Origin of the sequence: Anaerococcus marasmi, from assembly GCF_900290195.1 — a bacterium.
Taxonomy (GTDB): Bacteria; Bacillota; Clostridia; order Tissierellales; family Peptoniphilaceae; genus Anaerococcus; species Anaerococcus marasmi.
In genome coordinates this window covers 1,670,730-1,694,201 of the sequence record NZ_OLMF01000004.1, presented here as the reverse complement: position 1 = coordinate 1,694,201, position 23,472 = coordinate 1,670,730, and the positions used below count along the sequence as shown (strand labels likewise).

The window sequence follows — 23,472 nt, the reverse complement described above, 5'->3', positions numbered from 1 at the left end:
AAGGGAGAAGAGCAATGATTACTTTCGATCAAGTCAAGCAATTAAATGATTATGTCAATGATAATATAAAATATTTACCAAAAGAAACCTATAAAAGTATGATGCAAGATTTTAATATTAGATTTACTCACGAATCTACAAAAATAGAAGGAAACACCTTAAGTATAAGTGAAGTAAAAACTATTTTAATTGATAAGCTTTCTATAGGGGGCAAGGAACTAAGGGAAATCTACGAAGTTACTAACAATCAAAAGGCTAATAGATACATCCATCAAATGCTTAAGCAAAATCGAGAATTAGATGAGGAATTAATCAAGGATATTCATCAAATAGTTATGGAAAATATTATTGATGGTGGTATTTACAGGAGATATAACGTAAGAATTACTGGTGCATCCTTCAGTCCACCAGATTGGACGATGGTTAGGGAAGATATGAAGTTTTTCATAATGGATTATAATACTAAAACTAAAGTTCTAAATCCTATTGAACTAGCCTCTTTCGTCCATGCTCAATTTGTAAAAATCCACCCCTTCCAAGACGGCAACGGGAGATGTGCACGATTACTATTAAACTATGTCTTAATGGCTAATGGATTCAAAGCTATAATAATCGAAGCTAATGATAGGCCTAGATATTATGAAAGTCTTAATAAGTACGCTAGTACAGGCGAGCTAAATGATTTCAATAAACTAGTTATCGAAAAGGAATATAATATCTTAGAAGATTTAAAATCCGAAATAGATAAAGCTAAGAAATTTCTATAATTTTATAGAAAAATAATAAGCCAATGCTAATGTTAAAGCTTGGCTTTTTTATTTTGAACTAATAACTTCTTGTAAGTCTTATCTGTAAGTATAACTCCAAGAGGTGCAGTGTAGAGGATTGCTATTACTGATATGGCAAGGATTAGCTTACCGCTTGCGATTCCATATCCTAGAGCGACTGGTCCTATGGCTGCTTGGACTGTGGCCTTTGGTAGGTAGGCGAAGCCTGAAAATATCTTCTCGCGTTTTTCAAGATTTGAAGGAAGGAGGGCCAAATATACTCCAAGCATCCTAAATATTAATCCTCCAGTAATTAGAATAATAGCAGGAAGAATTTCAGATCCTATTATGGAAAGGTCGACTGTAATTCCCACTAGGACAAAGAGGAAGATCTCGAAAAGTTCCCAAAGGCTTCCATAAACATCCAAAAGCTCATCTGCAAGGTCTTGGTCGAGCTTTTTGATAGTCATAGTCATGGCTATAATTGCCACAAGACCAGAGAAGGCTATATAGCCCTTGCTTAAGTTCTCTATTTCCAAGATAAAAAATGATAGGCCCATAAGAGCGATTGCCTTGTAAATTTTCCCAAAATTTATCTTTGAATAGATTATATATAGGATATATCCTACTAATATTCCAAAAAGAATTCCTGTAATAATTGATATAGGAATATTTAGGAAGCTTCTTATAGAAGCTTGACCTCCCAGTTTTAGATTAAGAAAAACTGTAAAAAACACTATGGTGTAGACGTCATCAATGGATGAGCCTGCAAGGATGATCTCTGGGATCTTCTTATCTTCTCCATAGCCTTCTTCTATAAGCCTTATCATCCTTGGCACTACTATGGCAGGAGATACTGCCGCAAGGACAGCTCCAAGGATTGCACTGTCGATATAGGGAAGGTTAAAGATCTTATTTGCAAGAAATGTTATAGCGACCATCTCAAAACTTGCTGGAAGGAAGGTCATTAGGATTGCAGGAAGGCCGACTTTCTTTAATCTATCAAAAGATAGGCTAAGACCTGCTCTTGATAAGATTACAACCAGGGCGATTTGCCTTAAGTCCTTCGAAAGATCCCCTATATCTCCCCTCACTAGTCCCAAGAGATTGGGGCTTATTATAATTCCTGCCAGAAGCATACCCAAGATGGGTGCAAGTTTGATTTTTGAAAAAATCTTGGATCCAATTAGACCTGCTATCATTATAAGTCCGACATTTGTTAACATTTTTTCCTCCAAAAAAAGCTGATGGCCCTACTCTTAAGTAGAAGTCATCAGCTTATAGCGTTTATTTTACAGGGAAGAACTTCATTTCCCTAAATTTATTTTACTTTTTATTTACCCTTATTCAACTAGGGCACCCTTTTTGGCGAGCCTATCTGCCCAGTCGTTGTACTTGTCGTTGGAGTGACCCTTGACCTTGACAAAGCCTATCTTTAGACTCTTTCTCGCTTCTTTTACGAAGTTCTTGTAGGAAATAGTAAGTTCATTGTTGGCCTTCCATTCGTCATTGGCCCAGGAGGAAATCCCCTGGTAGTCGTGATAGATTATTATTTTTTCTCTTTTCTCTTCTAGGGCCTTTTTTATGGCAAGTTCGCTTGCTCTTACCTCTCCTGCCACATTTCTGTGCTTGTAGAAGTCATCTGTGTAGGATTCGTAGAGCTCTTCTTCTCCGTCCTTACTTATGTAGACAACCCCTGCCCCGTAGATCTTCTCCTTAAGATTATAAGATCCATCCACATAGGCTATTATTGTTTCATCGTCTACTTCTATCGTCTCTTGTTTATCTTCCATAAAGGCTATAGCATCTTCCTTTTTCTTAAAGGACTTGTAGCTCGCGTTGGAAAATCCCTTTACTTCCTTAAGACAAGAATCCCAGGATGTATATATCCCAGGATTCCTTCCTCTTTTTACTGCGTAATATTTCATAAGCTTTCCTTGTTTGCCCAGTAGGTTACAGCCCCTGGACCTACAGTGAATACTCCATTTCCATTTTCATCAATCGTAATGTCCTCGTTTTTGCCAGAAAGGTCTACATAAGTCGCTCCTGCTTCGCTCTCTCCCACAAACATTTGCTTTTCAGCCATGTCTTTGATAGAAATAAGAACAGCTAGTGGCTTATGGTCTTCGTCTCCTCTTCTGACCCAACCTATAACTGAAGGGTCGTCGAAGTAATTGTCTTCCTCGCCGTAGTTGTAATTCTTCCTAACCTTAAGCATATTGTTTATAAGGTCATATTTGGCTTCGGTCTTTACCTCACCTATCAGTCCATAATAGTCTCCTGCAAAGATACATGGATAGCCGTCTTTTCTAAATAAAATCATGGCATAGGCAATCTCCTTAAACCAATCCTCAACCCAGGAGTCTAGAGACTGGCCTGGTTGGCTATCGTGGTTATCTACAAAGGTGACAGCTTGGGCAGGGAAGTCTGCTACGATTGTATTGTCGAAAATCTTTCTCATGTCGTAGTTACCCATGGACTTACTTGCCTCTTGCATGTGAAAATGTAGGGGAACATCAAATAGGTCTATGTTATGGTCTGTAGTTTCAAGATATTTGGCGATTTCGTCCTTGTTATATTGCCAAAATTCTCCAAAAAGATAGAAGTTTTCCTCGCCCTTTTCATTGATTATGTGATCTGATAAGTCGTGGATGAAGTTAGATGAGATGTGCTTTAGGGCATCGTATCTGAAGCCATCGACCTTGGTCTCGTCAATAAACCAATCAGCCCATTTGAAGATCTCTTCCCTAACTTCTGGGTGGTCGTGGTCGATGTCGCAATTCATCAAATAATCGAAGTTACCCTTCTCGCCAGATACGTCTTCGTCCCAATATTTTCCATCTCCTAAAACTCTAAATATAGCTGAAGTATCACTTTTTACGTCATAGTCTACACCTGAAAAATGATAATAGTGCCAAACCATATCGGAATACTTACCGTCCCTTCCCTTAAAGTCAAAACCGGTCCAGGCTTCTATGTCCATCTCTCCTGATACGTCTTGTTCTCTATTGTTTTGATCAACCATGACTGCCTTAAACTCTTCTTTAAAGTCAGCATTTCCCTTATGGTTTAGGACAACATCGGCATAGCATTTGATTCCAGCTTTCTTTAAGGAATCAATAGCATCTAGGAGCTCTTCCTTTGTTCCGTATTTGGTCCTAACAGTTCCCTTTTGGTCAAACTCACCTAAATCCCAAAGGTCGTAGACCCCGTAGCCTACGTCCATATCACTTCCACCCTTAGTCATTGGTGGAAGCCACAAGCCATCTATACCATTTTCCTTCAATGTTTTAGCATCTTTTTTTAGTTTTTTATAAAAGTCTCCCGATCCGTCTGTGTCCCATTCGAAAGACTGCATCATGACTTCATTGGCCATACTTACTCCTTACAAATATCTATTGACTTGCTCGCACCAATCCTACTAGCACCTGCTTCGATCATCTCCATGGCTTCTTTTCTAGTATGGATGCCGCCGCTTGCCTTAACTTCTAGACTATCTCCAACTGTTTTTTTCATAAGACTTACATCAGAGGCTAAGGCTCCTCCAGTAGAAAAACCTGTAGAAGTCTTTACAAAATCTGCCCCAGCTTCTTTAGCTAGCTCGCAGGCCTTGATCTTTTCTTCGTCAGTTAATAGGCAAGTTTCAATGATTACCTTAAGTATCTTTCCCCCTATAGCTTCTTTACAAGCTCTTATATCTTCTAGGACATAGTCGTAATCCTTATCCTTAAGTCTTCCAATTGGAATAACCATGTCGATCTCGCTTGCCCCATCTTCTACGGCGCATTTTGCCTCATAGGCCTTGGCCCTTGTAGCCATAGCTCCTAGTGGAAAGCCGACTACTGCAGCGATTCGTACGTCTTTATTGTAGGCTTTGATATCCTTAACGTAAGTAGAGTTTACACATACGCTGTAGAAATCATTTGCGACAGCTTCATCGACAAGGGTCTTTATCTCGTCAATTTGTGCCTCTGGCTTTAGATTAGTGTGGTCTATATATGAATTTAAATTTTTCATTATTTCTCCTTATATTCGATTTGGACAAGACTTAGGTCATCTTCTTGCTTGCCCCAGGTAAAGTTTTTGATATCCTTGTAGCTTTCTTCTAGGTCATGGAAGCTTTCAAAATTTCCCCTTAGCCTTTCCAGACCATACTCATGTCGTTTTTCATCTTTTGTCTCTATGGCCCCATCGGAAAATAAGAGAAGCCTATCTCCATTTTCTAATTTTACAGTCTTTTCATCATAATTGTCTGGCTCGATAAGATTTGATATCATCCTACCACTTGCCAAAAGATAAGTTACATCTTCATTCCTTTTTGAATACCAAAGCGGAGGACAATTGTGTCCGGCATTGGAAAATGTTAGACAGTCCCTTTCAAAAATACCAAGCCAAGCTGTAAAATACTGGCTTGACTCCATGCCCAACTTTGCAAACTTTTCTCTAAGCTTAAATAAGATCTCTGATGGGGAATAGTCAGGGTGCTTGTCTAAGATGGCATTCATGGTTACCTTGATAAACATAGTCATTATCGAAGCCTTGACACCATGTCCCATAATATCTGCTATATATAGAGCATACTTTCCTTCCTCGATCTTGATTAAGTCGAAGAAATCTCCAGAAAGCTCATCACTTGGTATATACTTACTCTTTAAGATAAGCTTCCCATAAGTCTTATCCTTAGGAAGGATGTTCGATTGAATCTTCTTTACAAATCTTACATCATCAAGCATGTTTCTATTGTTATTAAAAAGCTCAATTTTCATAAGGCTTTCACGGGTGATGTCTCTATATACTTCCACAATCCCCAAAAACTCATCTCCATTGTAGATTGGAGAGGACTTGATAGAAAAGTATCTCTCATCAATTAACTTTTCTTCGATCATGGTAGTATTTCTAACAGCTTTATTCCTATCTCCTAGAAGAAAAGAAGTAGACTCATCTACATAGTTTTTTAGCTCAGACGACATATCGCAAGCTTCTTTAAAGACATCATTAATAAAGATAGTCTTGCCGTTTGTATTGACAATCCTAACCCAATCATCCATAGAATTCAATATGAAAAAATTTTTATCTTCAGTAAAGTTACTTGTATTTGCCATCTCTTCCTACCTTAAGCTTGTTATAATAACTATATCTTTTAATAGTTAATTATCAATATGAAGATCCTACACTTATCCAGCAAAAAGTACGGCAAGGAAGGCCCTCCGTGGTTATATAAACTTCTTATTTAAATTCAAACTTATTAGAATTATCGAGACTTGCTCCGTTTACATAGTTTGTAAATAGACAAAGCTAAATATATTCTGATGCAAAAGAAAATCAGTTAATAAAAAGTCCAGGATTTAGCATTACAATTCTACATAATTTTCTGATTGGATAAAATTTCAATTATTCACTAACTAAAATAATTATTTCAAATAATCTATGACTTCTCTTAAGTTCTTAGCTTCCCTATCAGCTTCAAAATATTTATCGAAACTTGAATCGTGAATTATAAGATAATCCATATTAGATTTCTTACAGGCCAGATAGCCGTTGTAGGAATCTTCTAAGATTAGGGCTTCTTTATCTAAAAGATCAAAGTTTTCCTTAGCTTTGATGAAGATTTCTGGATCTGGTTTACTTTTTTCTACGTCTTCACCTGAAATAATATAGTTAAAGAAATCCCTTATCTTTTCTTTCTCTAAGAGAAAGTCTATCTTTTCTCTATCGCTTGATGAAGCTAAGGCACATTTTATATTGTTTTCTCTTGCGTAATATAATAAGTCCTCTAGTCCTTCTTTTTTGAGGGAGTTCGTGTAAGTTTTAAAATAATTTTCCCTTAAACTTTCTAGGTCTTCTCTTAGGTTAAGAACCTTTTCTTTAGAATTTAAGATTTTAAATAGTTCATCTCTGACACTTTCTTCATTTTTGCCTGTTAGTCTCTTTCTCAAATCTTCGTTAAAGTTGAAGTCGTATTTGTGAGAGACTTCAAACCAAGAATTGTAATACATAATCTCTGTATCAAACATTAATCCATCCATATCGAAAATTATTAGTTTGTATTTCATATCTTCTCCTTAAATTAAGCTTATCCAAAAATAGACGAAAAAAAAGCACCTTCAATCTCTCAAAGATGCTAGAAGTTATTTTATACTTAATTCTAAGTATTTTATACTAATTCAAGAATTGCACGTTCTGATCCGTCGCCTCTTCTTGGTCCTAATTTTAGTACTCTTGTGTATCCACCGTTTCTATCTTCATAGTTTGGTGCGATTTCGTTAAATAATTTTTGAACAGTTTCTGCCTTGTATAAATAAGCTGCTGCTTGTCTTCTTGTGTGAAGTGTGTTCTTCTTTCCTAGTGTAATCATTTTGTCAGCCATTTTTTGTGCTTCTTTAGCTCTAGTTACAGTAGTTTCGATTCTACCGTTTTCTAATAGTGATTGCACAAGGTTTCTAAGCATAGCATTTCTGTGGTCAGTTCTTCTGCCAAGTTTTCTTTTATCGGCCATACTTACCTCCTATTCATCTTTTAAGCTTAGACCTAACTCGTCTAGCTTTTCTATTACTTCTGTGAGTGACTTTTTACCGAAGTTCTTAATTGTTTTTAGCTCAGATTCACTAACTTTAATTATATCGCCAACTCTGTCGAAGCCTGCTCTTTTTAGACAATTAAATGATCTTAGACTAAGGTCTAATTCTTCTATTGTCATTGCCAATTCGTCAGATAAGTTATCTTCTTCATCAACTTCTTCTATTTCTTCTTCTTCCTCTTCTGGTGGGAATTGTTGGTTAGGCAATTCATTGAAGAAGGAGAAGTTTTCAATTAGAATTGATGAACCTTCTGCCAAGGCTTCTTGTGGTGTAATAGTTCCATTTGTCCAAACTTCCATAAGGAGTTTGTCATAGTCGGTTGATTCGCCAACTCTTGTATTTTCTACAGTGAAGTTTACTTTCTCAACTGGAGTAAATGATGAGTCAATTGCTATAGCACCTATAGGGTCGCTTTCTTTTTTGTTTTCATCAGATACTCTATAACCCTTACCATCTGTAACATCCAAGGCTATAAATAGTCTTGATTTTTCGTTAACTGTTGCAATGTAGTGGTCAGGGTTTGCTATATCAACAGAACTATCTGCTTTGATATCTTTTGCTGTTACAATCTTTGGTCCTTCAATGTCTAAAAACAATGTTACATCTTCATCTACATGTTTTGTAACGTCTAGACCCTTAATGTTTAGAACTATTTCAGGAACATCTTCTACTACTCCATCTATAGTGGAGAATTCGTGAAGTACTCCTTCTATAAGTATTTTTGAGACGCTAGAACCAGGTAAGGATGATAAAAGCACCCTTCTCATACTGTTTCCAATGGTTGTACCATATCCTCGCTCAAGTGGATATAGGGCGAATTTACCGTAATTTTCTTCTTCGTCTATATCCAATATCTTTATATTTGTATCTAATTTTTCGATCATGGTAACTCCTTAGTTCTAACTTTATTTATGCCTACTTAGAGTAGAACTCTACGATCATACGTTCTTCAACTGGGATGTCGATATCTTCTCTTGTAGGGAATCTGTCTACAGTTACTTTTAAGTTTTCTAAATCACTTGATAGCCATTCAACTACACCAAATGTTGCATTTGTTTCTTTGATAGTTTTAAATAGTGTGTTTGATCTAGATTTTTCACGAACTTCGATTACATCGCCTTCTTCAACCTTGTATGAAGGAATGTCAACTTGTTTACCATTAACTGTTAGGTGTCCGTGTGTTACGATTTGACGAGCTTCTCTTCTTGTTCTAGCAAGACCTGATCTATAAGCGATGTTATCTAGTCTTCTTTCACAAAGGATTATAAGTTGTTCACCTGTTTGTCCCTTCATTTTAGAAGCGGCTTCGTAGTATCCTCTAAATTGTTTCTCACTTACTCCGTAGATGAATTTGGCTTTTTGCTTTTCTCTTTGTTGCATTCCGTATTCGGAAAGTTTGCTTCTTCTATTTGGAAGAGCTCTCTTGCTTTCTCCTGTATATCCTAGGTATGCTGGAGAAATTCCTAAAGCTCTTGCTTTTTTGTATACTGGATCTTTTGATACTGCCATAGTCTCTCCTTACTAAACTCTTCTTCTTTTTGGAGGTCTACATCCATTGTGAGGAATTGGTGTTACGTCTTTGATCATTGTAACTTCAAGTCCTGCAGCTTGTAGACTTCTGATTGCTGATTCTCTTCCTGAACCAGGCCCTTTAACGTAAACTTCTACAGTTTTTAGTCCTTGGTCGATAGCTTTCTTAGCTGCAACATCTGCTGCTTCGCTTGCTGCAAATGGAGTAGACTTTCTGCTACCTCTAAATCCTAATTGTCCAGCAGATGCCCATGATAGTGCATTTCCTTGCATATCTGTAAGGGTCACCATTGTATTGTTAAATGTTGAGTTAATGTGAGCTTGGCCACGTTCAACATTTTTTTTGACTCTTCTTCTTCTAGAAGTAGTTTTCTTTTGTTTAGCCATTTCTTATTAACCCCTTCTACCTTTTCTGGTTCTTGCATTGTTCTTTGTATTTTGTCCTCTTACAGGAAGATTGTTTTTGTGTCTTAATCCTCTGTAGCTACCGATTTCTCTAAGTGATCTAATGTTCATTGAAACTTCTCTTCTTAGATCTCCTTCGATTTGGTAGTTGTTTAACTCTTCACGGATTTTACCTAATTCTTCTTCTGTAAGATCTTTCATTTTTGTATCAGGATTGATTCCTGCATTCTTTAGTATTTCGTTTGCAGTTGAACGACCTATACCATATATATAAGTTAGTCCAATTTCTGCTCTTTTTTCTCTAGGTAAATCTATACCAGCTATTCTTGGCATTAGCCCCTCCTAACCTTGTCTTTGTTTATGTTTTGGATTTTCGCAAATTACCATAACTTTACCGTTTCTTTTGATAATTTTGCATTTATCACACATTTTTTTAACTGATGCTCTAACTTTCATTTTGACTCCTCATCTTCCGATTATTCTTAATGAATGGGTAGTTCTTGAAGTGTATCTTAATGAAAAATCTTGCGATTTTCCACCCACGATGATATCCTCTCGAAAGGCTTTCTGCCTTTCTCGCTTAGTTTTAAGCTAGCCCGTCTGGCTCTGGGAAGACCCTCCACGGAGTGGTCTCGAAAATGAAGGATTTTTCAAATCCTTCACCCAGGATGATGGGACTATTTCTTCCTCCAAGTTATTCTACCTTGGCTTAGATCATATGGAGATAGTTCTACTGTTACTCTATCTCCTTCTAGTATTCTAATGCTGTTCATACGAAGCTTTCCAGAAATATGGGCTTGGATTTCGTGTCCGTTTTCAAGCTCCACTTTAAATATTGCATTTGGTAGTGCTTCTGTAACAACTCCTGTAACTTCTATAGCATCTTTTTTTGACATCGATAGAACCTCCTTTTCTTGTCCTCATGTCTATTGAACGCCATTTCAAATTGTCTTATATCAATAAGACATTTAACAACTAATTTCTCGAAGATCCTATCACTTCGTTTTTTCTTATTAGCATAAATTAGAATTATTCTCCTAATTTATTCAAAAATTCTTCAAAGACTTCGTCTGGAGAATTTGTGCCATCAATACTAAATAATATACCTTTTTCCTTGAAGTAATCAATTAGTACGGCTGTGTGCTCCTTGTAGACATCAATTCTATTTTTTACTGTTTCTTCCTTATCGTCATCTCTTTGGATAAGTTCTTCTCCACATCTATCACAGATCCCTTCTTTTGTTGGAGGATTGTTCTTTACGTGGTAGGTTGCTCCACAATTAGTGCACACTCTTCTGCCAGCGATTCTTTCTATTAGAATTTCTTCTGCTACATCAAAGTATACGACATGATCTATTTTTTGATCTCTTTCTTCCATTCCTTGATCTAGAGCCTTTGCTTGATCAAGATTTCTTGGAAATCCATCAAAAAGAATGATCTTTCCTTCTTTGCTTTCGTCTCTATGCTTGTCGAAGGCATCCCATACTAGATCTATTGTTAGTTCATCTGGTACGAGATCTCCTCTATCCATATAGGATTTAGCTTTAACTCCGAGTTCAGTTTTGTTGGAGATATTATATCTAAATATATCTCCAGTAGCTATCTGAACTGCGTCTTTTTTTTCTATGATCTTATTTGCTAATGTGCCCTTACCAGCTCCTGGAGGGCCTAATAAAATAATATTCATCTCTTACCTGTTTAAAAAGCCTTTGTATTGTTTCATTGTCATCATTGCTTCGATTTGTTTAACAGTTTCTATTATTACACCAACTACGATGATTACTGAAGAACCACCGAAGGATATTTGTAGACCTAAAACTCTTGATGCAATTGCTGGAACTATTGTTAGTAAGGCTAGTGCAATTGATCCTATAAATGTAATCTTGGTTGATACATTTGATAAAAAGTCACTAGTTGGCTTACCAGGTCTAATTCCAGGTATGAAACCACCATTTTGTTGTAGTTGTTTTGCATATTCTACAGTGTTGAATTGAATTTGATTGTAGAAGTATGCGAATACTAGGATTAGTATTGTTTGGATTATAAGATATATCGCAAATCCAGCTGTAGAGTTTTGGAAGAAGTTCGCAATTGAGCTTTCTCCATTTCCACCAAATAGTAAGGATAGGGTTGATGGAATTGCAAGTACAGCTGATGCGAAGATGATTGGCATTACTCCACCCATATTAACCTTTACAGGTATGTGAGTTGATTGGCCACCATACATCTTACGTCCTACTACTCTTTTGGCGTATTGGATTGGTACTTTTCTTTCTCCCTCAGATATTTCAACTACAGCGAGAACTATTAGTACAATGATAATAGCCATTATAATAATGGATACTATGCTAGTTGTATCATAGTGTAGTCCTTGTTTCCATCTAGCTATTGTTCTTGGGAAGGATGCTATAATACCCATAAAGATGATAAGACTTGTACCATTTCCAAGTCCCTTTTCTGTTATGGTTTCACCCATCCATGTTACAAACATAGTACCACCGATTAGGACTATGTTCATCACAACTTTTTGGAAACCTGTAGCGCTTGAAAGTGCTGCTCCGTATAGACCATTTGTAATGGCTATAGCTTGGAATATCGCAAGAGCAATTGTAACATATCTTGTATATTTTTGGATTGTCTTACGACCTTGTTCACCTTCTCTTGATAACTCTTCAAGTCTTGGTATTACAACTGATAATAGTTGCATTACGATTGATGCAGTGATGTAAGGCTGTACTCCTAGAGCAAATATTGAAAGTGTGGATAGTCCACCACCTGTCAACATGTTTAGATAATCTACGAGTGTTCCTTGAATATTGTTATATGCATCTGCTAGCGCTTTTGTATCAATAAATGGTATTGGAATATTATTTCCTAGTCTATATACTACTAGCATAAGAAGAGTGAAATAAAATCTTTTTCTTATTTCTTCTTCCTTTGCTGCTTTTTTAATTATATCTAGCATTGCTCACCATGCTTTCTACTAAGCTTTTTTAGATGGGTTATCCCATTTTTTAGTTTCGAGTTCTTCGATTGTGCCTCCGGCATTTTCGATCTTCTCTACTGCTGACTTAGTAAATTTGTGAGCTTTTACTGTAAGCTTTTTGTTAAGTTCTCCATCTCCAAGAATCTTAATTCCAGCTTTAGCTTTGTTTTTGTTTAAGAATTTGTTTGCAAATAATAATTCTGGTGTTACTTCTGTTCCATCTTCGAAAGCATTTAGTGTTTCAACGTTGATTGTTTCGTAATACTTTCTGTTGATGTTTCTAAAACCTCTCTTTGGAAGTCTTCTATATAAAGGCATTTGACCACCCTCGAAGCCTGGTCTTACTCCACCACCGCTTCTTGAGTTTTGTCCGTCTTGTCCACGTCCTGCACGGGTTCCGTTTCCACTACCTGGACCTCTACCTTTTCTTTTGCCTTTTTTTAACTTCTCATTAGGTTGTAATTCATGTAGTTTCATCTTACACCCCTTAGTCTAATTCTTTAACGTCAAGCATGAATGACACTTTGTTGATCATTCCTCTTGTTACGCTATTATCTTCTTTTGTAACAGTTTGACCGATTTTCTTAAGGCCAAGTGCTTTACATGTTGCGATCTGTCCATCTTTTCTACCGATAAAAGATCTTTTTAATGTGATTTCAAGTTTCGCCATTTTACTCTCCTTAATAATCGAATTCTTCTACCGATTTGCCACGAAGTCTTGCAACTTCTTCAACAGTCTTCATGCTAGCGAAACCTTCGATACAAGCATTGATAATGTTTCTTGGGTTTGATGAACCTAAGTTTTTAGCTCTTATATCTTTATATCCAGCAAGTTCACAGATAGCACGAACAGGGCCACCAGCGATGATTCCTGTACCTTCTTTAGCAGGCATTAGTAGAACCTTTCCGCTTGCTTTTGCTCCGTGAATTCTGTGTGGAATTGTAGTTCCTACTATTGGAACATTGATCATGTGCTTTTTAGCATCTTCACTAGCTTTTCTAATAGCTTCAGGTACTTCTGTAGCTTTACCAGTTCCGATTCCAACATAACCATTACCATTTCCAACAACTACTAGGGCTGAAAATCTAATGTTACGTCCACCCTTTACAGTTTTGGCAACTCTGTTTATAGCAACTACTCTGTCTTCGAGGTTTAGCTTTTCTACTTCACTTCTTAATAAATAATTCATCTAATACCTCCTCAATTAAAATTTAAGACCAGCTTCTCTTGCCGCTTCAGCTAGGGCAGCAACTTTTCCGTGATATAGGTAGCCGTTTCTGTCAAATACAACAGTTTCGATTCCCTTATCAGCACAAGCTTTTGCAATAGCAGCGCCAACTTTTTTAGCAGCTTCTATATTAGCGTTATTCTTAGCTCCGTCAGATACTGATTCTTGTAGGGTGTTTGCACTTGCTAGTGTAACGCCATTTACATCGTCAATAACTTGAGCATAAATGTTTGTGTTTGATTTATATACGCTTAGTCTTGGTTTTTGAGGAGTTCCGCTTACTTTAGCTCTTACTCTTTTTTTACGAGTTAAAAGTTTTTCTTGTTTTGTTTTTTTAGCCATTACTTATCTCCTACTTACCTGTTTTACCAACTTTACGTCTTACATGCTCATCAACGTATCTGATTCCCTTGCCCTTATATGGTTCAGGTTTTCTCCAGTTTCTGATGTTTGCAGCATGTTGACCTACTAATTGTTTGTTAATTCCTTTAACTACAATTGTTCTATCATTTGGCACTTCTACTTCGATTCCTTCAGGATCTGGCATTGTTACTTGGTGAGAGAAACCTAAGTTCATTACTAGGTTCTTTCCTTGTTTGTTTGCTCTGTATCCTGTTCCTTCGATTTGAAGTGTTTTGCTATATCCTTCTGATACTCCAACCACAAGATTGTTAATTAGAGATCTGTATAATCCGTGATCGACGTTTTGTGCTTTTGTGTAGTTTTCTGGAATTGTAACTAAAAGTTCATTTTCATTTAATTCTAGACCTACATTTTCTGAAACTTCAAGGCTAGATTCGCCCTTAGGTCCCTTAACATTTACTGTGCGATCGTTAATTTCTATTGTTACTCCAGAAGGTATTTCAATTGGAAGTTTTCCTATTCTTGACATATATATCTCCTTACCATACGTAACAAATAACTTCGCCACCTACATTTTCACTTCTTGCAGCGCGATCAGTTAATAGTCCTTTTGATGTTGAAATGATTGCTGTTCCTAGTCCGTCAAGTACCTTTGGAACTTCATTTGCTTTTACATAAACTCTAAGTCCTGGTTTTGAAATTCTTCTAAGACCTGAGATTACTTTCTCACCATTTTCAGTATATTTTAAATCAATTGTAAGAATACCTTGTTTGCCGTCTTCTTCTACGTTAAATCCTGTAATAAAGCCTTCATCAAGCAGAATTTGGGCAATAGCTTTTTTCTCATTAGAAGATGGTAATGAAACTTTTGAATGGTTTGCTTTGTTACCATTTCTGATTCTTGTTAGCATATCCGCTATTGGATCTGTCATCATAATATTATTCCCCCTTAATTACCAGCTTGCTTTTCTTACTCCTGGAATTTGTCCATTATTTGCAAGTTCTCTAAAGCAAATACGGCAGATTCCATACTTTCTTAAGTAGCCGTGTGGTCTTCCACAAAGTTTACATCTTGTATATTCTCTTGTGGAGAATTTTTGTTTTCTTTGTTGTTTAGCTCTTAGTGACTTTTTAGCCATTTTTGCTCCTTAATTATTTTCTAAATGGCATTCCCATTAATTCTAAGAATGCTTTTGCTTCTTCGTCTGTTTTAGCTGTAGTAACTATGCTGATATCCATACCGTGTAGGAAGTCTACATCATCATATTTGATTTCAGGGAAGATTAGTTGTTCCTTGATTCCTAATGAATAGTTTCCACGTCCGTCAAAGCTGTTTGGATTGGTTCCTCTAAAGTCTCTTACACGTGGTAGAGAAATTGAGATAAGTTTGTCTAAGAAGTCATACATTTTTTCTCTTCTTAGTGTTACCTTGGCACCAATAGCTTGACCTTCTCTAAGTTTGAAGTTAGCTACAGATTTCTTTGCCTTAAGTTCGATTGGTCTTTGACCTGTGATTAGAGCAATTTCATCTTTTGCAGCATTTAGAAGATTTTGGTTATCTTTTGCTTCACCTAGTCCTACGTTTATAACAATCTTAGTAAGTTTTGGTACTTCGTGAACATTTTCATATCCGAATTGTTCAGTAAGTTTGCCAACAACTTCGTTTTGATATTTTTCTTTTAATCTACTTGTCATAATATCTCCTTTGAACTAGTCGAATTTTTCGTCTGTTTTAGTAGATACACGAACTTTTTTGCCATCTACAAACTCTACTCTAGTTCTAACACCTTTTTTAAGTTCTTCTGAGTATAGAAGTACTTTAGAAGCATCGATTGGACATTCTTTCTCGAGTCTTCCGCTTTCAGCCCCCATTTGTGTTGGCTTTTGGTGTTTAATTCTAATATTTGCACCTTCGACTATTACTTTTCCTTCTTTTGGTAGGGCCTTTACTACTTCGCCTACATGTCCTTTATATTCACCTGATATTATTTGGACTTTATCGCCTTTTTTAATGTGCATATAATCCTCCTATAATACTTCCGGTGCAAGTGAGATGATTCTCATGAATCCTTCACTTCTTAGCTCTCTAGTAACTGGTCCAAAAATTCTTGTTCCAACTGGGCTTAAGTCGTCTTTGATAACTACTGCTGCGTTTTCATCAAATCTGATTGATGATCCGTCTCTTCTCTTAAGACCTCTTTTTGATCTAACAATAACGGCTTTAACTACAGCACCTTTTTTTACCGCTGCTCCGGGTGTTGCACTTTTAACTGAACAAACCACAACGTCTCCGATATTAGAATATCTTCTTCCAGTTCCTCCAAGAACTTTGATTACTGAAAGTTCTCTTGCTCCGGAGTTATCTGCAACTCTCATGCGAGTTTCTTGTTGTATCATAATAATCTCCTATATCTAATTAAACAATTTCTGCTGCTTGGCTTACGCGAACGAGTCTCCATCTTTTTGTTTTAGATAGTGGTCTTGTTTCCATTATTACAACTGTATCGCCAACTTTAGCCTCATTTAGTTCATCATGAGCTTTGTATTTCTTGCTTCTGTTAATTCTTTTTTTGTACACTGGGTGTTGGATCTTTTCTTCAACTAAAACTGATATAGTTTTATCCATTGAATCAGATACGACAACGCCTTTAAGTACGTGTCTTCTATTTCTTTCCATGAAACTTAAGCCTCCCTATTTAAATTAAGCTTTCTTTCTGTTTGGATTGTCTTAACTCTAGCTATATCTCTTTTAACAGAACCTATAGCTGATGGATTTTCAAGTTGTCCTGTTGCAAGTCTAAAACGAAGATTGAAAAGCTCACTTTGTAAATCATATAATTGTTTATCTAAATCTTGGTCTGATAAATTTCTGATTTCTGCTACTTTCATCCTTATTCCTCCGTACCTGTAACTTCAAGTCTTTGGATGAATTTTGTCTTGATTGGAAGTTTTTGCGCAGCAAGTCTCATAGCTTCTCTAGCAATTTCTTCACTAACACCACTCATCTCAAATAATACTCTACCTGGTTTTACTACAGCAACCCAATATTCTGGAGCACCTTTACCAGATCCCATTCTTACTTCTGCTGGTTTCTTAGAAACTGGCTTGTCTGGAAATACTTTGATCCAAATATTTCCGCCTCTTTTTATATATCTTGTCATCGCACGACGAGCAGCCTCGATTTGGTTAGCTGTCATCCAAGTAGATTCTACTGCTTGAAGACCGTATTCACCATAAGTAAGTTCATTACCCTTGTGAGCGTAACCTTTCATTCTGCCTCTATGTTGTCTACGATATTTAACTCTTTTAGGCATTAACATAATAATTCTCTCCTAATTCTTTAAATAGCGATATCCTTATTTATTATTTGGACGTCTATTATTTCTTCTTCTGTTGTTTCTTGGTTGTTTCATCTTTGGTTCTCTTTGAGCTTTTTCTCCTGGAAGAACTTCGCCCTTGTAGATCCATACTTTACAACCGATCTTACCGTATTCTGTATCAGCTTCAGCAAATCCATAGTCAATGTTTGCTCTTAGTGTTTGAAGTGGGATTGTTCCTTCTGAATATCCTTCGCTTCTAGCCATATCAGCTCCACCAAGTCTACCAGATACCATTGTCTTGATACCCTTTGCTCCTGCTCTCATTGTTCTTTGGATAGATTGTTTCATAGCACGTCTAAATGCCACTCTGTTTTCAAGTTGGCTTGCGATATTTTCAGCTACAAGTTGAGCAGAAAGGTCTTGGTATTTGATCTCTTCAACATTGATGATGATTCTCTTACCAGGAGCAACTTTTTCAAGTTTTTTCTTAAGTTCTTCAACTCCAGCTCCACCTTTTCCGATTACCATTCCTGGTTTTCCAGCAAATACTGTAATCTTAAGGTTGTTTACTGCTCTTTCTATTTCTATATCAGAAATGCCTGCATCATATACTTCTTTTTTAACTATTTTTCTGATGTTATAATCTTCAACTAATAGATCTGAGAAATCTTTCTTGTCTGCGAACCATTTTGAATCCCAGTCCTTGATAACACCTACTCTAAATCCTTTTGGGTTTACTTTTTGGCCCATCTTATTCCTCCGTATCTTCTATATCTGCTAGTACTACGCCGATATGACTTGATCTTTTTAGTATTGGATATGCAGCTCCTTTAGCCTTTGGATGCCATCTTTTCATAGTTGGTGCATCGTTAGCGTAAGCTTTTTTGACATAAAGATTACTTCTATCAAGTCCGTTATTGTTTTCAGCATTGGCAATTGCACTTTTTAGTACGTCTGAAAGAAGTTTAGCACCTTTTTTGTTAGTAAATTTTAAGATATTAAGTGCTTCATCAACTTGTTTGCCTCTAATTTCTCTAGCTATATAATGTACTTTAAGAGGAGAAATTCTTTGATATTTAGCTATTGCTTGAACTTCCATTACTCTCTCCTATCTCATTTTACTTTTAGCTTCAGTAGCCTTCTTAGCGTGGCCTCTGAATGTTCTTGTTGGTACGAACTCGCCTAGCTTGTGTCCTACCATATCTTCTGTAATATATATTGGAACATGCTTTCTACCGTCGTGAACTGCGATAGTGTGTTCTACAAATTCAGGGAATATTGTAGAACGTCTTGACCATGTTCTTATAACTTTTTTCTCATTTTTTTCATTTAATTCGTCAATTTTCTTCATTAAATGATCATCGACAAATGGTCCTTTTTTTATAGATCTTGCCATTATATCCCCCTATTTTTCGTTTCTTCTTCTTACGATGTAAGCTTCAGATTGTTTTTTAGTGTTTCTTGTCTTAACACCCATAGCTTTCTTACCCCATGGTGTCATTGGGCTTGGTCTACCTATTGGTGTTCTACCTTCACCACCACCGTGTGGATGGTCAACAGGGTTCATTACAGATCCTCTTACGTGAGGTCTTCTTCCCATATATCTGCTCTTTCCAGCCTTACCAACTCTGATAAGTTCGTGTTCTGAGTTTCCTACAACTCCTATTGTAGCCTTGCAGTTTAGGTGAACCATTCTCATCTCACCTGATGGAAGTCTTAGTGTTGCGAAGTTTCCTTCTTTAGCCATAAGTTGAGCACCAACACCTGCACTTCTTACAAGAATTCCGCCTCTACCTGCTTTAAGCTCGATATTGTGGATTGTTGTACCTACTGGTATATCTTTAAGTTCAAGAGCATTTCCTGCCTTGATATCTGCTTCAGATCCTGATTCGATTACATCTCCAACCTTAAGTCCTTTTGGAGCAAGGATGTATCTTTTTTCTCCATCAGCATAAGCAACTAGGGCGATGTTTGCAGATCTATTTGGATCGTATTCTATAGTTTTAACTCTTGCTGGGATATTATCTTTATCTCTTTTGAAGTCGATTATTCTATATCTTCTCTTAACTCCGCCACCACGGAATCTTACAGTTGTTCTACCTGTGTTGTTTCTACCACCTTTAGATTTAAGATCAACTGTAAGACTTTTTTCTGATTTGTTTGTTGTTATTTCTTCGAATGTTGAAACAGACATATTTCTATGACCGTTTGAAGATGGTTTTAATTTTCTAATAGCCATTTAAACCCTCCTTATAGTCCATCGAAGTATTCAATTTCTGCACTATCTTCTGTTAGAGTAACGATAGCTTTTTTCCAGTCAGCTCTTTTACCATATCCGTATCTTGTTCTTACAGATTTTCCAGTATAGTTCATAGTTCTTACATTTTTAACTTTAACTCCGTCAAAAATAGCTTCTACGGCTGCTTTAATTTCTGGTTTGTTTGCATCCTTGTCTACTTCAAAGGTGTACTTGTTCTCGTCAAGCATTTCCATGCTTTTCTCTGTGATTATTGGTCTTTTGATTATTTCGTAAGGTGATCTCATTAGATAAATACCTCCTCAAGTTTAGCAATCGCATCTTTTGTGATAACTAACTTGTTGTGTCTTACTAAGTCGTAAACATTGATAAGGCTTGCTGATGATACATCTACGCCTTCGATATTTCTAAATGATCTATATACGTCATTGTCATTTTCAGCTGTAACAACGTAAGCTTTCTTGCCAGCATTTACTGCGTTAAGTACGCTAGCTGCTTCTTTAGTCTTGTTGTTTTCAAGCTTAAGATCATCTAGTACGATTAGCTCTCCATCAACAACTTTTGATGTAAGAACTGAATATAATGCTTTTCTTCTTAGCTTCTTAGGAACTTTGTAGCTATAATCTCTTGGCTTTGGTGCAAATACAACTCCACCGCCTGTGTAGTGAGGAGCTCTGATTGAACCTTGACGAGCACGTCCTGTTCCTTTTTGTCTAAATGGTTTACGTCCACCACCACGAACCTCTGAACGAGTTTTCGCAGATTGTGTACCTTGTCTTTTATTTGCTAGTTGGTTTTTAACTACTTCATAAACTGAATGTTCGCTTATTTCAGTATTAAATAGAGTTTCGTTTAGCTCTAAAGAACCAACATTTTCTCCCTTAATGTTTAAAATATCTACTTTAGGCATTTATTCCTCCTTAATTAGGCTTTGATAGCTTGTTTGATTTGAACAAGTCCGCCCTTAGGTCCTGGAACTCCACCTTTAACTAAGATGTAGTTATCTTCAACACTTACTTTAACAACTTCAATGTTTTGGACAGTAACTCTTTCGTTACCCATCTTTCCTGAACCTTTTCTACCTTTGAAAACTCTTGCTGGGTCAGAACCTGCAGCTCTTGCACCTGCAACTCTGTGTGATTTTGAACCGTGGCTTGCTGGACCTCTTCCGTAGTTCCATCTTTTGATAGCACCTTGAGTTCCCTTACCCTTGCTTGTAGCAACAACATCAACTATGTCTCCAGCTTCAAATTGTTCAACTGTTACCTTATCTCCAAGATTTAATTCTGGAGTTTCATCTCCAAAGTTGATTTCCTTTAGGAATCTCTTTGTACTAGCGTTAGCCTTTTTGAAGTGTTCTCTTACTGGTTTTGTTACATTCTTTTCTTTCTTGTCCATATAACCAACTTGGATTGCGTTGTAACCGTCAGTTTCTACTGTTTTAACTTGTACAACTACGTTTTCGTCAGCTTTTAGGACAGTAACAGGAGTAATAACTCCATCTTCGTCGATGACTTGAGTCATGCCTACTTTTGTTGTAAATATACTCTTCACTGAGTACCTCCTTAATTACAGCGGATTGATGATCCTATCAATTCTTATTGATACGATTATCTTCAATCATCCTAATTACAGTTATAATTTAATTTCGATGTCGACACCTGCAGGTAAGTTTAGTTTCTTAAGTGCATCTAGGGTCTTTGCATTAGGTCCTATGATGTCGATTAATCTCTTGTGTGTTCTTTGTTCAAACTGTTCTCTTGAGTCCTTGTATTTGTGAACCGCTCTTAGGATAGTAACTCTTTCTATCTCTGTTGGTAATGGAATTGGTCCACTTACTTCGGCTCCTGATCTTTTAACCGCTTCTACGATTTTTTCTGCTGAGCTGTCGATTACTTCGTGATCGTATGCTCTTAGTCTAATTCTTATCTTTTGATTAGCCATTTTTCCTCTCTCTTTCTTTACGCCCGTCCGGGCGTTTGATACTATTATTTGGAAATCGCTTAGGATCATTCCTAAACTTGCTAGGTGAAAGTTTCCTCATGCCTTTGGCCTAAAACATAAGCAACATCTCACTTCACAGCACTTATATATACTACCTCAAAAACATTAATAAATCAAGTATTTTCTTCACTTTTTAAGCCAAAAAAATAACGACCTACAAAAAATCGGTAGTCATATCTCATAGCTTCTAACTAGCTGTTTTTTAATATACTAGGATTATTATAAATTACAAATTTTTTCTTAAGTTTTTTTAATATGCTCATAGATACTATTATATTATATAGAAAACACTACCTAGATTCCATATCGAATTAACTCTTATAAACTTCAAAATTGGCCTTAGACTGTCGACAAACCTAAGATCACCCTTATTTCGACCGAACGCAGTGAGTGGAGAAATCTCACGAGATCTCTCCGTGCATTCGTTTCACTCATTTAGTCGAGATAAGGGTAAACATTAGTATATATTAAATTTTAATTAAATGAATTTTTACTTCAAGTTCAACTCTCCGAAAATAGTCTTCTATATATATAATGCTTATTTCTTATTTTTCTTATCGATCATCTCCAAGTGGGCCTTAGCAGCCTTTAGGTATTCTTTCATTACCTTAATTCTAGCGTATTTCTTTTGCTTACCTTCTACTATAATCCAAGGAGCGTAGTCTACATTTGTTCTATCTAGCATTTCATTCATTGCTTCGATATATCCGTCCCATTTTTCTCTATTTCTCCAGTCCTCATCCGTTATCTTGTAGAGCTTATCTGGAGTATTTTCTCTTGCCATAAATCTCTTAAGCTGTTCGTCCTTGTCTATGGTTACAAAGAATTTTAGGATAAGACTTCCATGATCATAGATTTCCTTTTCCATATCGAGGATTTCCTCGTAGGATCTGTTCCATTCTACCGTATTGGCGAAGCCTTCTATTCTTTCTACCATGACTCTGCCGTACCAGGACCTAGAAAATATTCCCATATATCCGTCTTCTGCTAGATTTTTGTAAAACCTCCACAAGTAGTGGTGGGCTAGCTCATCTTTTGTAGGAGCAGAAATTGCATTTACCTTGTAGAGTCTTGGATCTACCTTTTTGACAAGTCTTTCGATTGCCCCGTCCTTTCCTGCGGCATCTACTCCTTCAAAAACTAGGACAGTCGATATGCCTCTTTGGTAGTATTCGAAGGCCATATCTCTTATTTGTTTTTGGAGGTCTTTCTTCTCCTTGTCATATTCTTCATCTGTTATAGTCTTTTCTAGGTCGATTTTTTCAAGGATTTTGACATGTTTTTTGTAACTTCTTTCTTGGTTTTCCTCGTCTTTTTTCTGAATTTCGACCCTTTCAATCCCCATACTAATCTCATCAAGAAGGATACCCAAGGCCTCCTTGCTAGCTTTTTTCTTATCATTGGAATCTATGATATGCCAAGGACTGGTTTCGAAGTTTGTTGCATTTAGAACCTTCTCGAAATGGGCCTTGTAGGCTTCGTAGTTCTCATTTTCCTTCTTGTCTTCTTTTGATATATAAAAGCTCTTCCTGTTGGACTTTTTAAGCTCTTCGATACGCTCTTTCTGGTCTTTTTGATCTACATCTAGGAAAAATTTTACAATTATCATCTTGCTATCGTAGAGCATCTTCTCGTGCTTTCTCAAAGACTCGATTCTCTCATTTAGGAGATCTTCCTTTATATCTATATCCTCAAAGAGCTTATAATAGAAAGATTTGGCAAATATTTTGATATGACCATTTCTGGGTGTGCTTTCAAAAAACCTCTTCATGGTTGGGAACTTATCGTCGTAAGCCTCATCCTTCTCGAAGACTTCTACGTCAAAATATTTAGGATTAAGCTCTCTACTAATGTCAGCTATCACATAGCCCTTGCCAGATGACTCGAAACCATCAACCATGATAAGAATTGGAATATCTAGATTCTGGCAAATCCTAGAAAGTCTTCCCACTCTTTTGGCAAGGTCTTTTCTTTTAAAGTCAGTAAAGTGCATTTCTCTTTTCTCGTTTAATTTCATGAACATCCCCCTTTCTT

General features: G+C 36.6%; 38 protein-coding genes and 1 riboswitch. Of the genes, 1 reads left to right on the top strand and 37 read right to left on the bottom strand.

The features are described from left to right. Positions 1-14: 14 nt before the first annotated feature. Positions 15-767 carry a Fic family protein gene (locus C7D97_RS08595; RefSeq protein ID WP_105301636.1) on the top strand — a complete coding sequence of 251 codons (753 nt, stop codon included), beginning with the start codon at positions 15-17 and terminating at the stop codon, positions 765-767. Positions 768-799: 32 nt separating this feature from the next. Here C7D97_RS08595 and C7D97_RS08590 read toward each other — a convergent pair whose 3' ends face one another. The 37 genes from C7D97_RS08590 to C7D97_RS08410 form a co-directional block, all read right to left on the bottom strand. After that, complete coding sequence (locus C7D97_RS08590) at positions 800-1,993, bottom strand: cation:proton antiporter (protein ID WP_105301635.1); 1,194 nt, start codon at positions 1,991-1,993, stop codon at positions 800-802. 31 nt (positions 1,994-2,024) lie between these two features. Continuing rightward, positions 2,025-2,091: riboswitch (Fluoride riboswitch) on the bottom strand. A 19-nt stretch (positions 2,092-2,110) separates the two neighbouring features. Further along, a complete protein-coding gene (locus tag C7D97_RS08585) occupies positions 2,111-2,695 on the bottom strand; it encodes a ribonuclease H1 domain-containing protein (protein WP_105301634.1) in 585 nt (194 codons plus the stop codon). Further along, positions 2,692-4,143, bottom strand: a complete 1,452-nt coding sequence (locus tag C7D97_RS08580) for an alpha-amylase (RefSeq protein ID WP_105301633.1) — start codon at positions 4,141-4,143, stop codon at positions 2,692-2,694. Before C7D97_RS08580 ends, C7D97_RS08585 begins: the two co-directional genes overlap by 4 nt. 2 nt (positions 4,144-4,145) lie before the next feature. Then, the gene (deoC, locus tag C7D97_RS08575; protein WP_105301632.1) at positions 4,146-4,784 is read right to left on the bottom strand and encodes a deoxyribose-phosphate aldolase; all 639 of its coding nucleotides are present in this window, start codon (positions 4,782-4,784) and stop codon (positions 4,146-4,148) included. Beyond that, on the bottom strand, positions 4,784-5,869 hold the full coding sequence (locus C7D97_RS08570) for a PP2C family protein-serine/threonine phosphatase (protein WP_105301631.1): 1,086 nt from the start codon (positions 5,867-5,869) through the stop codon (positions 4,784-4,786). The genes deoC and C7D97_RS08570 overlap by 1 nt, the downstream gene beginning before the upstream one ends. Positions 5,870-6,178: 309 nt before the next feature. Beyond that, positions 6,179-6,820 carry an HAD family hydrolase gene (locus tag C7D97_RS08565; protein WP_105301630.1) on the bottom strand — a complete coding sequence of 214 codons (642 nt, stop codon included), beginning with the start codon at positions 6,818-6,820 and terminating at the stop codon, positions 6,179-6,181. A gap of 101 nt (positions 6,821-6,921) precedes the next feature. Continuing rightward, positions 6,922-7,263, bottom strand: a complete 342-nt coding sequence (rplQ, locus tag C7D97_RS08560; RefSeq protein ID WP_015778465.1) for a 50S ribosomal protein L17 — start codon at positions 7,261-7,263, stop codon at positions 6,922-6,924. Positions 7,264-7,272: 9 nt separating this feature from the next. Next, positions 7,273-8,229 (bottom strand): DNA-directed RNA polymerase subunit alpha, encoded by a 957-nt coding sequence (locus C7D97_RS08555; RefSeq protein ID WP_105301629.1) that lies wholly within the window; start codon positions 8,227-8,229, stop codon positions 7,273-7,275. A gap of 31 nt (positions 8,230-8,260) precedes the next feature. Next, complete coding sequence (rpsD, locus tag C7D97_RS08550; protein WP_105301628.1) at positions 8,261-8,854, bottom strand: 30S ribosomal protein S4; 594 nt, start codon at positions 8,852-8,854, stop codon at positions 8,261-8,263. A 12-nt stretch (positions 8,855-8,866) separates the two neighbouring features. Continuing rightward, on the bottom strand, positions 8,867-9,262 hold the full coding sequence (gene rpsK / locus C7D97_RS08545; protein ID WP_015778468.1) for a 30S ribosomal protein S11: 396 nt from the start codon (positions 9,260-9,262) through the stop codon (positions 8,867-8,869). A 6-nt stretch (positions 9,263-9,268) separates the two neighbouring features. After that, positions 9,269-9,613, bottom strand: coding sequence for a 30S ribosomal protein S13 (gene rpsM / locus C7D97_RS08540; RefSeq protein WP_105301627.1), 345 nt, complete (start codon positions 9,611-9,613; stop codon positions 9,269-9,271). Positions 9,614-9,622: 9 nt separating this feature from the next. Beyond that, positions 9,623-9,736 (bottom strand): 50S ribosomal protein L36, encoded by a 114-nt coding sequence (rpmJ, locus tag C7D97_RS08535; protein ID WP_004818043.1) that lies wholly within the window; start codon positions 9,734-9,736, stop codon positions 9,623-9,625. A gap of 221 nt (positions 9,737-9,957) precedes the next feature. Next, positions 9,958-10,176, bottom strand: coding sequence for a translation initiation factor IF-1 (gene infA, locus C7D97_RS08530; RefSeq protein WP_015778470.1), 219 nt, complete (start codon positions 10,174-10,176; stop codon positions 9,958-9,960). Positions 10,177-10,309: 133 nt separating this feature from the next. After that, entirely contained in the window at positions 10,310-10,966 is a 657-nt protein-coding gene (locus C7D97_RS08525) for an adenylate kinase (RefSeq protein ID WP_105301626.1), read from the bottom strand. A 3-nt stretch (positions 10,967-10,969) separates the two neighbouring features. Then, positions 10,970-12,244, bottom strand: coding sequence for a preprotein translocase subunit SecY (secY, locus tag C7D97_RS08520; RefSeq protein ID WP_105301625.1), 1,275 nt, complete (start codon positions 12,242-12,244; stop codon positions 10,970-10,972). A gap of 18 nt (positions 12,245-12,262) precedes the next feature. Then, positions 12,263-12,742, bottom strand: a complete 480-nt coding sequence (rplO, locus tag C7D97_RS08515; protein WP_105301624.1) for a 50S ribosomal protein L15 — start codon at positions 12,740-12,742, stop codon at positions 12,263-12,265. 10 nt (positions 12,743-12,752) lie between these two features. Continuing rightward, positions 12,753-12,935 (bottom strand): 50S ribosomal protein L30, encoded by a 183-nt coding sequence (gene rpmD, locus C7D97_RS08510; protein WP_105301623.1) that lies wholly within the window; start codon positions 12,933-12,935, stop codon positions 12,753-12,755. A gap of 10 nt (positions 12,936-12,945) precedes the next feature. Further along, positions 12,946-13,455 carry a 30S ribosomal protein S5 gene (gene rpsE, locus C7D97_RS08505; RefSeq protein ID WP_015778475.1) on the bottom strand — a complete coding sequence of 170 codons (510 nt, stop codon included), beginning with the start codon at positions 13,453-13,455 and terminating at the stop codon, positions 12,946-12,948. 15 nt (positions 13,456-13,470) lie between these two features. Next, positions 13,471-13,836 carry a 50S ribosomal protein L18 gene (gene rplR, locus C7D97_RS08500; RefSeq protein ID WP_105301622.1) on the bottom strand — a complete coding sequence of 122 codons (366 nt, stop codon included), beginning with the start codon at positions 13,834-13,836 and terminating at the stop codon, positions 13,471-13,473. A gap of 10 nt (positions 13,837-13,846) precedes the next feature. After that, entirely contained in the window at positions 13,847-14,386 is a 540-nt protein-coding gene (gene rplF, locus C7D97_RS08495) for a 50S ribosomal protein L6 (protein ID WP_105301621.1), read from the bottom strand. 10 nt (positions 14,387-14,396) lie between these two features. Then, positions 14,397-14,792, bottom strand: coding sequence for a 30S ribosomal protein S8 (gene rpsH, locus C7D97_RS08490; RefSeq protein WP_015778478.1), 396 nt, complete (start codon positions 14,790-14,792; stop codon positions 14,397-14,399). 18 nt (positions 14,793-14,810) lie between these two features. Beyond that, positions 14,811-14,996 carry a type Z 30S ribosomal protein S14 gene (locus tag C7D97_RS08485; RefSeq protein ID WP_004836723.1) on the bottom strand — a complete coding sequence of 62 codons (186 nt, stop codon included), beginning with the start codon at positions 14,994-14,996 and terminating at the stop codon, positions 14,811-14,813. A gap of 13 nt (positions 14,997-15,009) precedes the next feature. Further along, on the bottom strand, positions 15,010-15,552 hold the full coding sequence (gene rplE / locus C7D97_RS08480; RefSeq protein ID WP_105301620.1) for a 50S ribosomal protein L5: 543 nt from the start codon (positions 15,550-15,552) through the stop codon (positions 15,010-15,012). Between the two features lie 15 nt (positions 15,553-15,567). Then, the gene (rplX, locus tag C7D97_RS08475) at positions 15,568-15,876 is read right to left on the bottom strand and encodes a 50S ribosomal protein L24 (RefSeq protein ID WP_105301619.1); all 309 of its coding nucleotides are present in this window, start codon (positions 15,874-15,876) and stop codon (positions 15,568-15,570) included. 9 nt (positions 15,877-15,885) lie between these two features. Next, entirely contained in the window at positions 15,886-16,254 is a 369-nt protein-coding gene (gene rplN / locus C7D97_RS08470; RefSeq protein WP_105301618.1) for a 50S ribosomal protein L14, read from the bottom strand. A gap of 19 nt (positions 16,255-16,273) precedes the next feature. Then, positions 16,274-16,534, bottom strand: a complete 261-nt coding sequence (rpsQ, locus tag C7D97_RS08465) for a 30S ribosomal protein S17 (protein ID WP_015778482.1) — start codon at positions 16,532-16,534, stop codon at positions 16,274-16,276. Positions 16,535-16,539: 5 nt separating this feature from the next. Beyond that, entirely contained in the window at positions 16,540-16,746 is a 207-nt protein-coding gene (rpmC, locus tag C7D97_RS08460) for a 50S ribosomal protein L29 (protein ID WP_015778483.1), read from the bottom strand. A 2-nt stretch (positions 16,747-16,748) separates the two neighbouring features. Continuing rightward, complete coding sequence (rplP, locus tag C7D97_RS08455; protein WP_105301617.1) at positions 16,749-17,177, bottom strand: 50S ribosomal protein L16; 429 nt, start codon at positions 17,175-17,177, stop codon at positions 16,749-16,751. A 36-nt stretch (positions 17,178-17,213) separates the two neighbouring features. Beyond that, complete coding sequence (gene rpsC, locus C7D97_RS08450; RefSeq protein ID WP_105301616.1) at positions 17,214-17,927, bottom strand: 30S ribosomal protein S3; 714 nt, start codon at positions 17,925-17,927, stop codon at positions 17,214-17,216. 1 nt (position 17,928) lies between these two features. Beyond that, positions 17,929-18,276, bottom strand: coding sequence for a 50S ribosomal protein L22 (gene rplV, locus C7D97_RS08445; protein WP_105301615.1), 348 nt, complete (start codon positions 18,274-18,276; stop codon positions 17,929-17,931). 9 nt (positions 18,277-18,285) lie between these two features. Beyond that, positions 18,286-18,573, bottom strand: coding sequence for a 30S ribosomal protein S19 (gene rpsS, locus C7D97_RS08440; RefSeq protein ID WP_105301614.1), 288 nt, complete (start codon positions 18,571-18,573; stop codon positions 18,286-18,288). A gap of 9 nt (positions 18,574-18,582) precedes the next feature. Then, the gene (rplB, locus tag C7D97_RS08435; RefSeq protein WP_105301613.1) at positions 18,583-19,416 is read right to left on the bottom strand and encodes a 50S ribosomal protein L2; all 834 of its coding nucleotides are present in this window, start codon (positions 19,414-19,416) and stop codon (positions 18,583-18,585) included. Between the two features lie 11 nt (positions 19,417-19,427). Further along, complete coding sequence (gene rplW, locus C7D97_RS08430) at positions 19,428-19,721, bottom strand: 50S ribosomal protein L23 (protein ID WP_015778489.1); 294 nt, start codon at positions 19,719-19,721, stop codon at positions 19,428-19,430. After that, the gene (gene rplD, locus C7D97_RS08425; RefSeq protein ID WP_105301612.1) at positions 19,721-20,344 is read right to left on the bottom strand and encodes a 50S ribosomal protein L4; all 624 of its coding nucleotides are present in this window, start codon (positions 20,342-20,344) and stop codon (positions 19,721-19,723) included. Before rplD ends, rplW begins: the two co-directional genes overlap by 1 nt. 14 nt (positions 20,345-20,358) lie before the next feature. Next, entirely contained in the window at positions 20,359-20,988 is a 630-nt protein-coding gene (rplC, locus tag C7D97_RS08420) for a 50S ribosomal protein L3 (RefSeq protein WP_105301611.1), read from the bottom strand. A gap of 81 nt (positions 20,989-21,069) precedes the next feature. Further along, positions 21,070-21,378: a 30S ribosomal protein S10 gene (rpsJ, locus tag C7D97_RS08415; protein ID WP_004834653.1), complete on the bottom strand. Its 309-nt coding sequence runs from the start codon at positions 21,376-21,378 to the stop codon at positions 21,070-21,072. A 598-nt stretch (positions 21,379-21,976) separates the two neighbouring features. Then, a complete protein-coding gene (locus C7D97_RS08410; protein WP_105301610.1) occupies positions 21,977-23,455 on the bottom strand; it encodes a hypothetical protein in 1,479 nt (492 codons plus the stop codon). Positions 23,456-23,472: the final 17 nt, after the last annotated feature.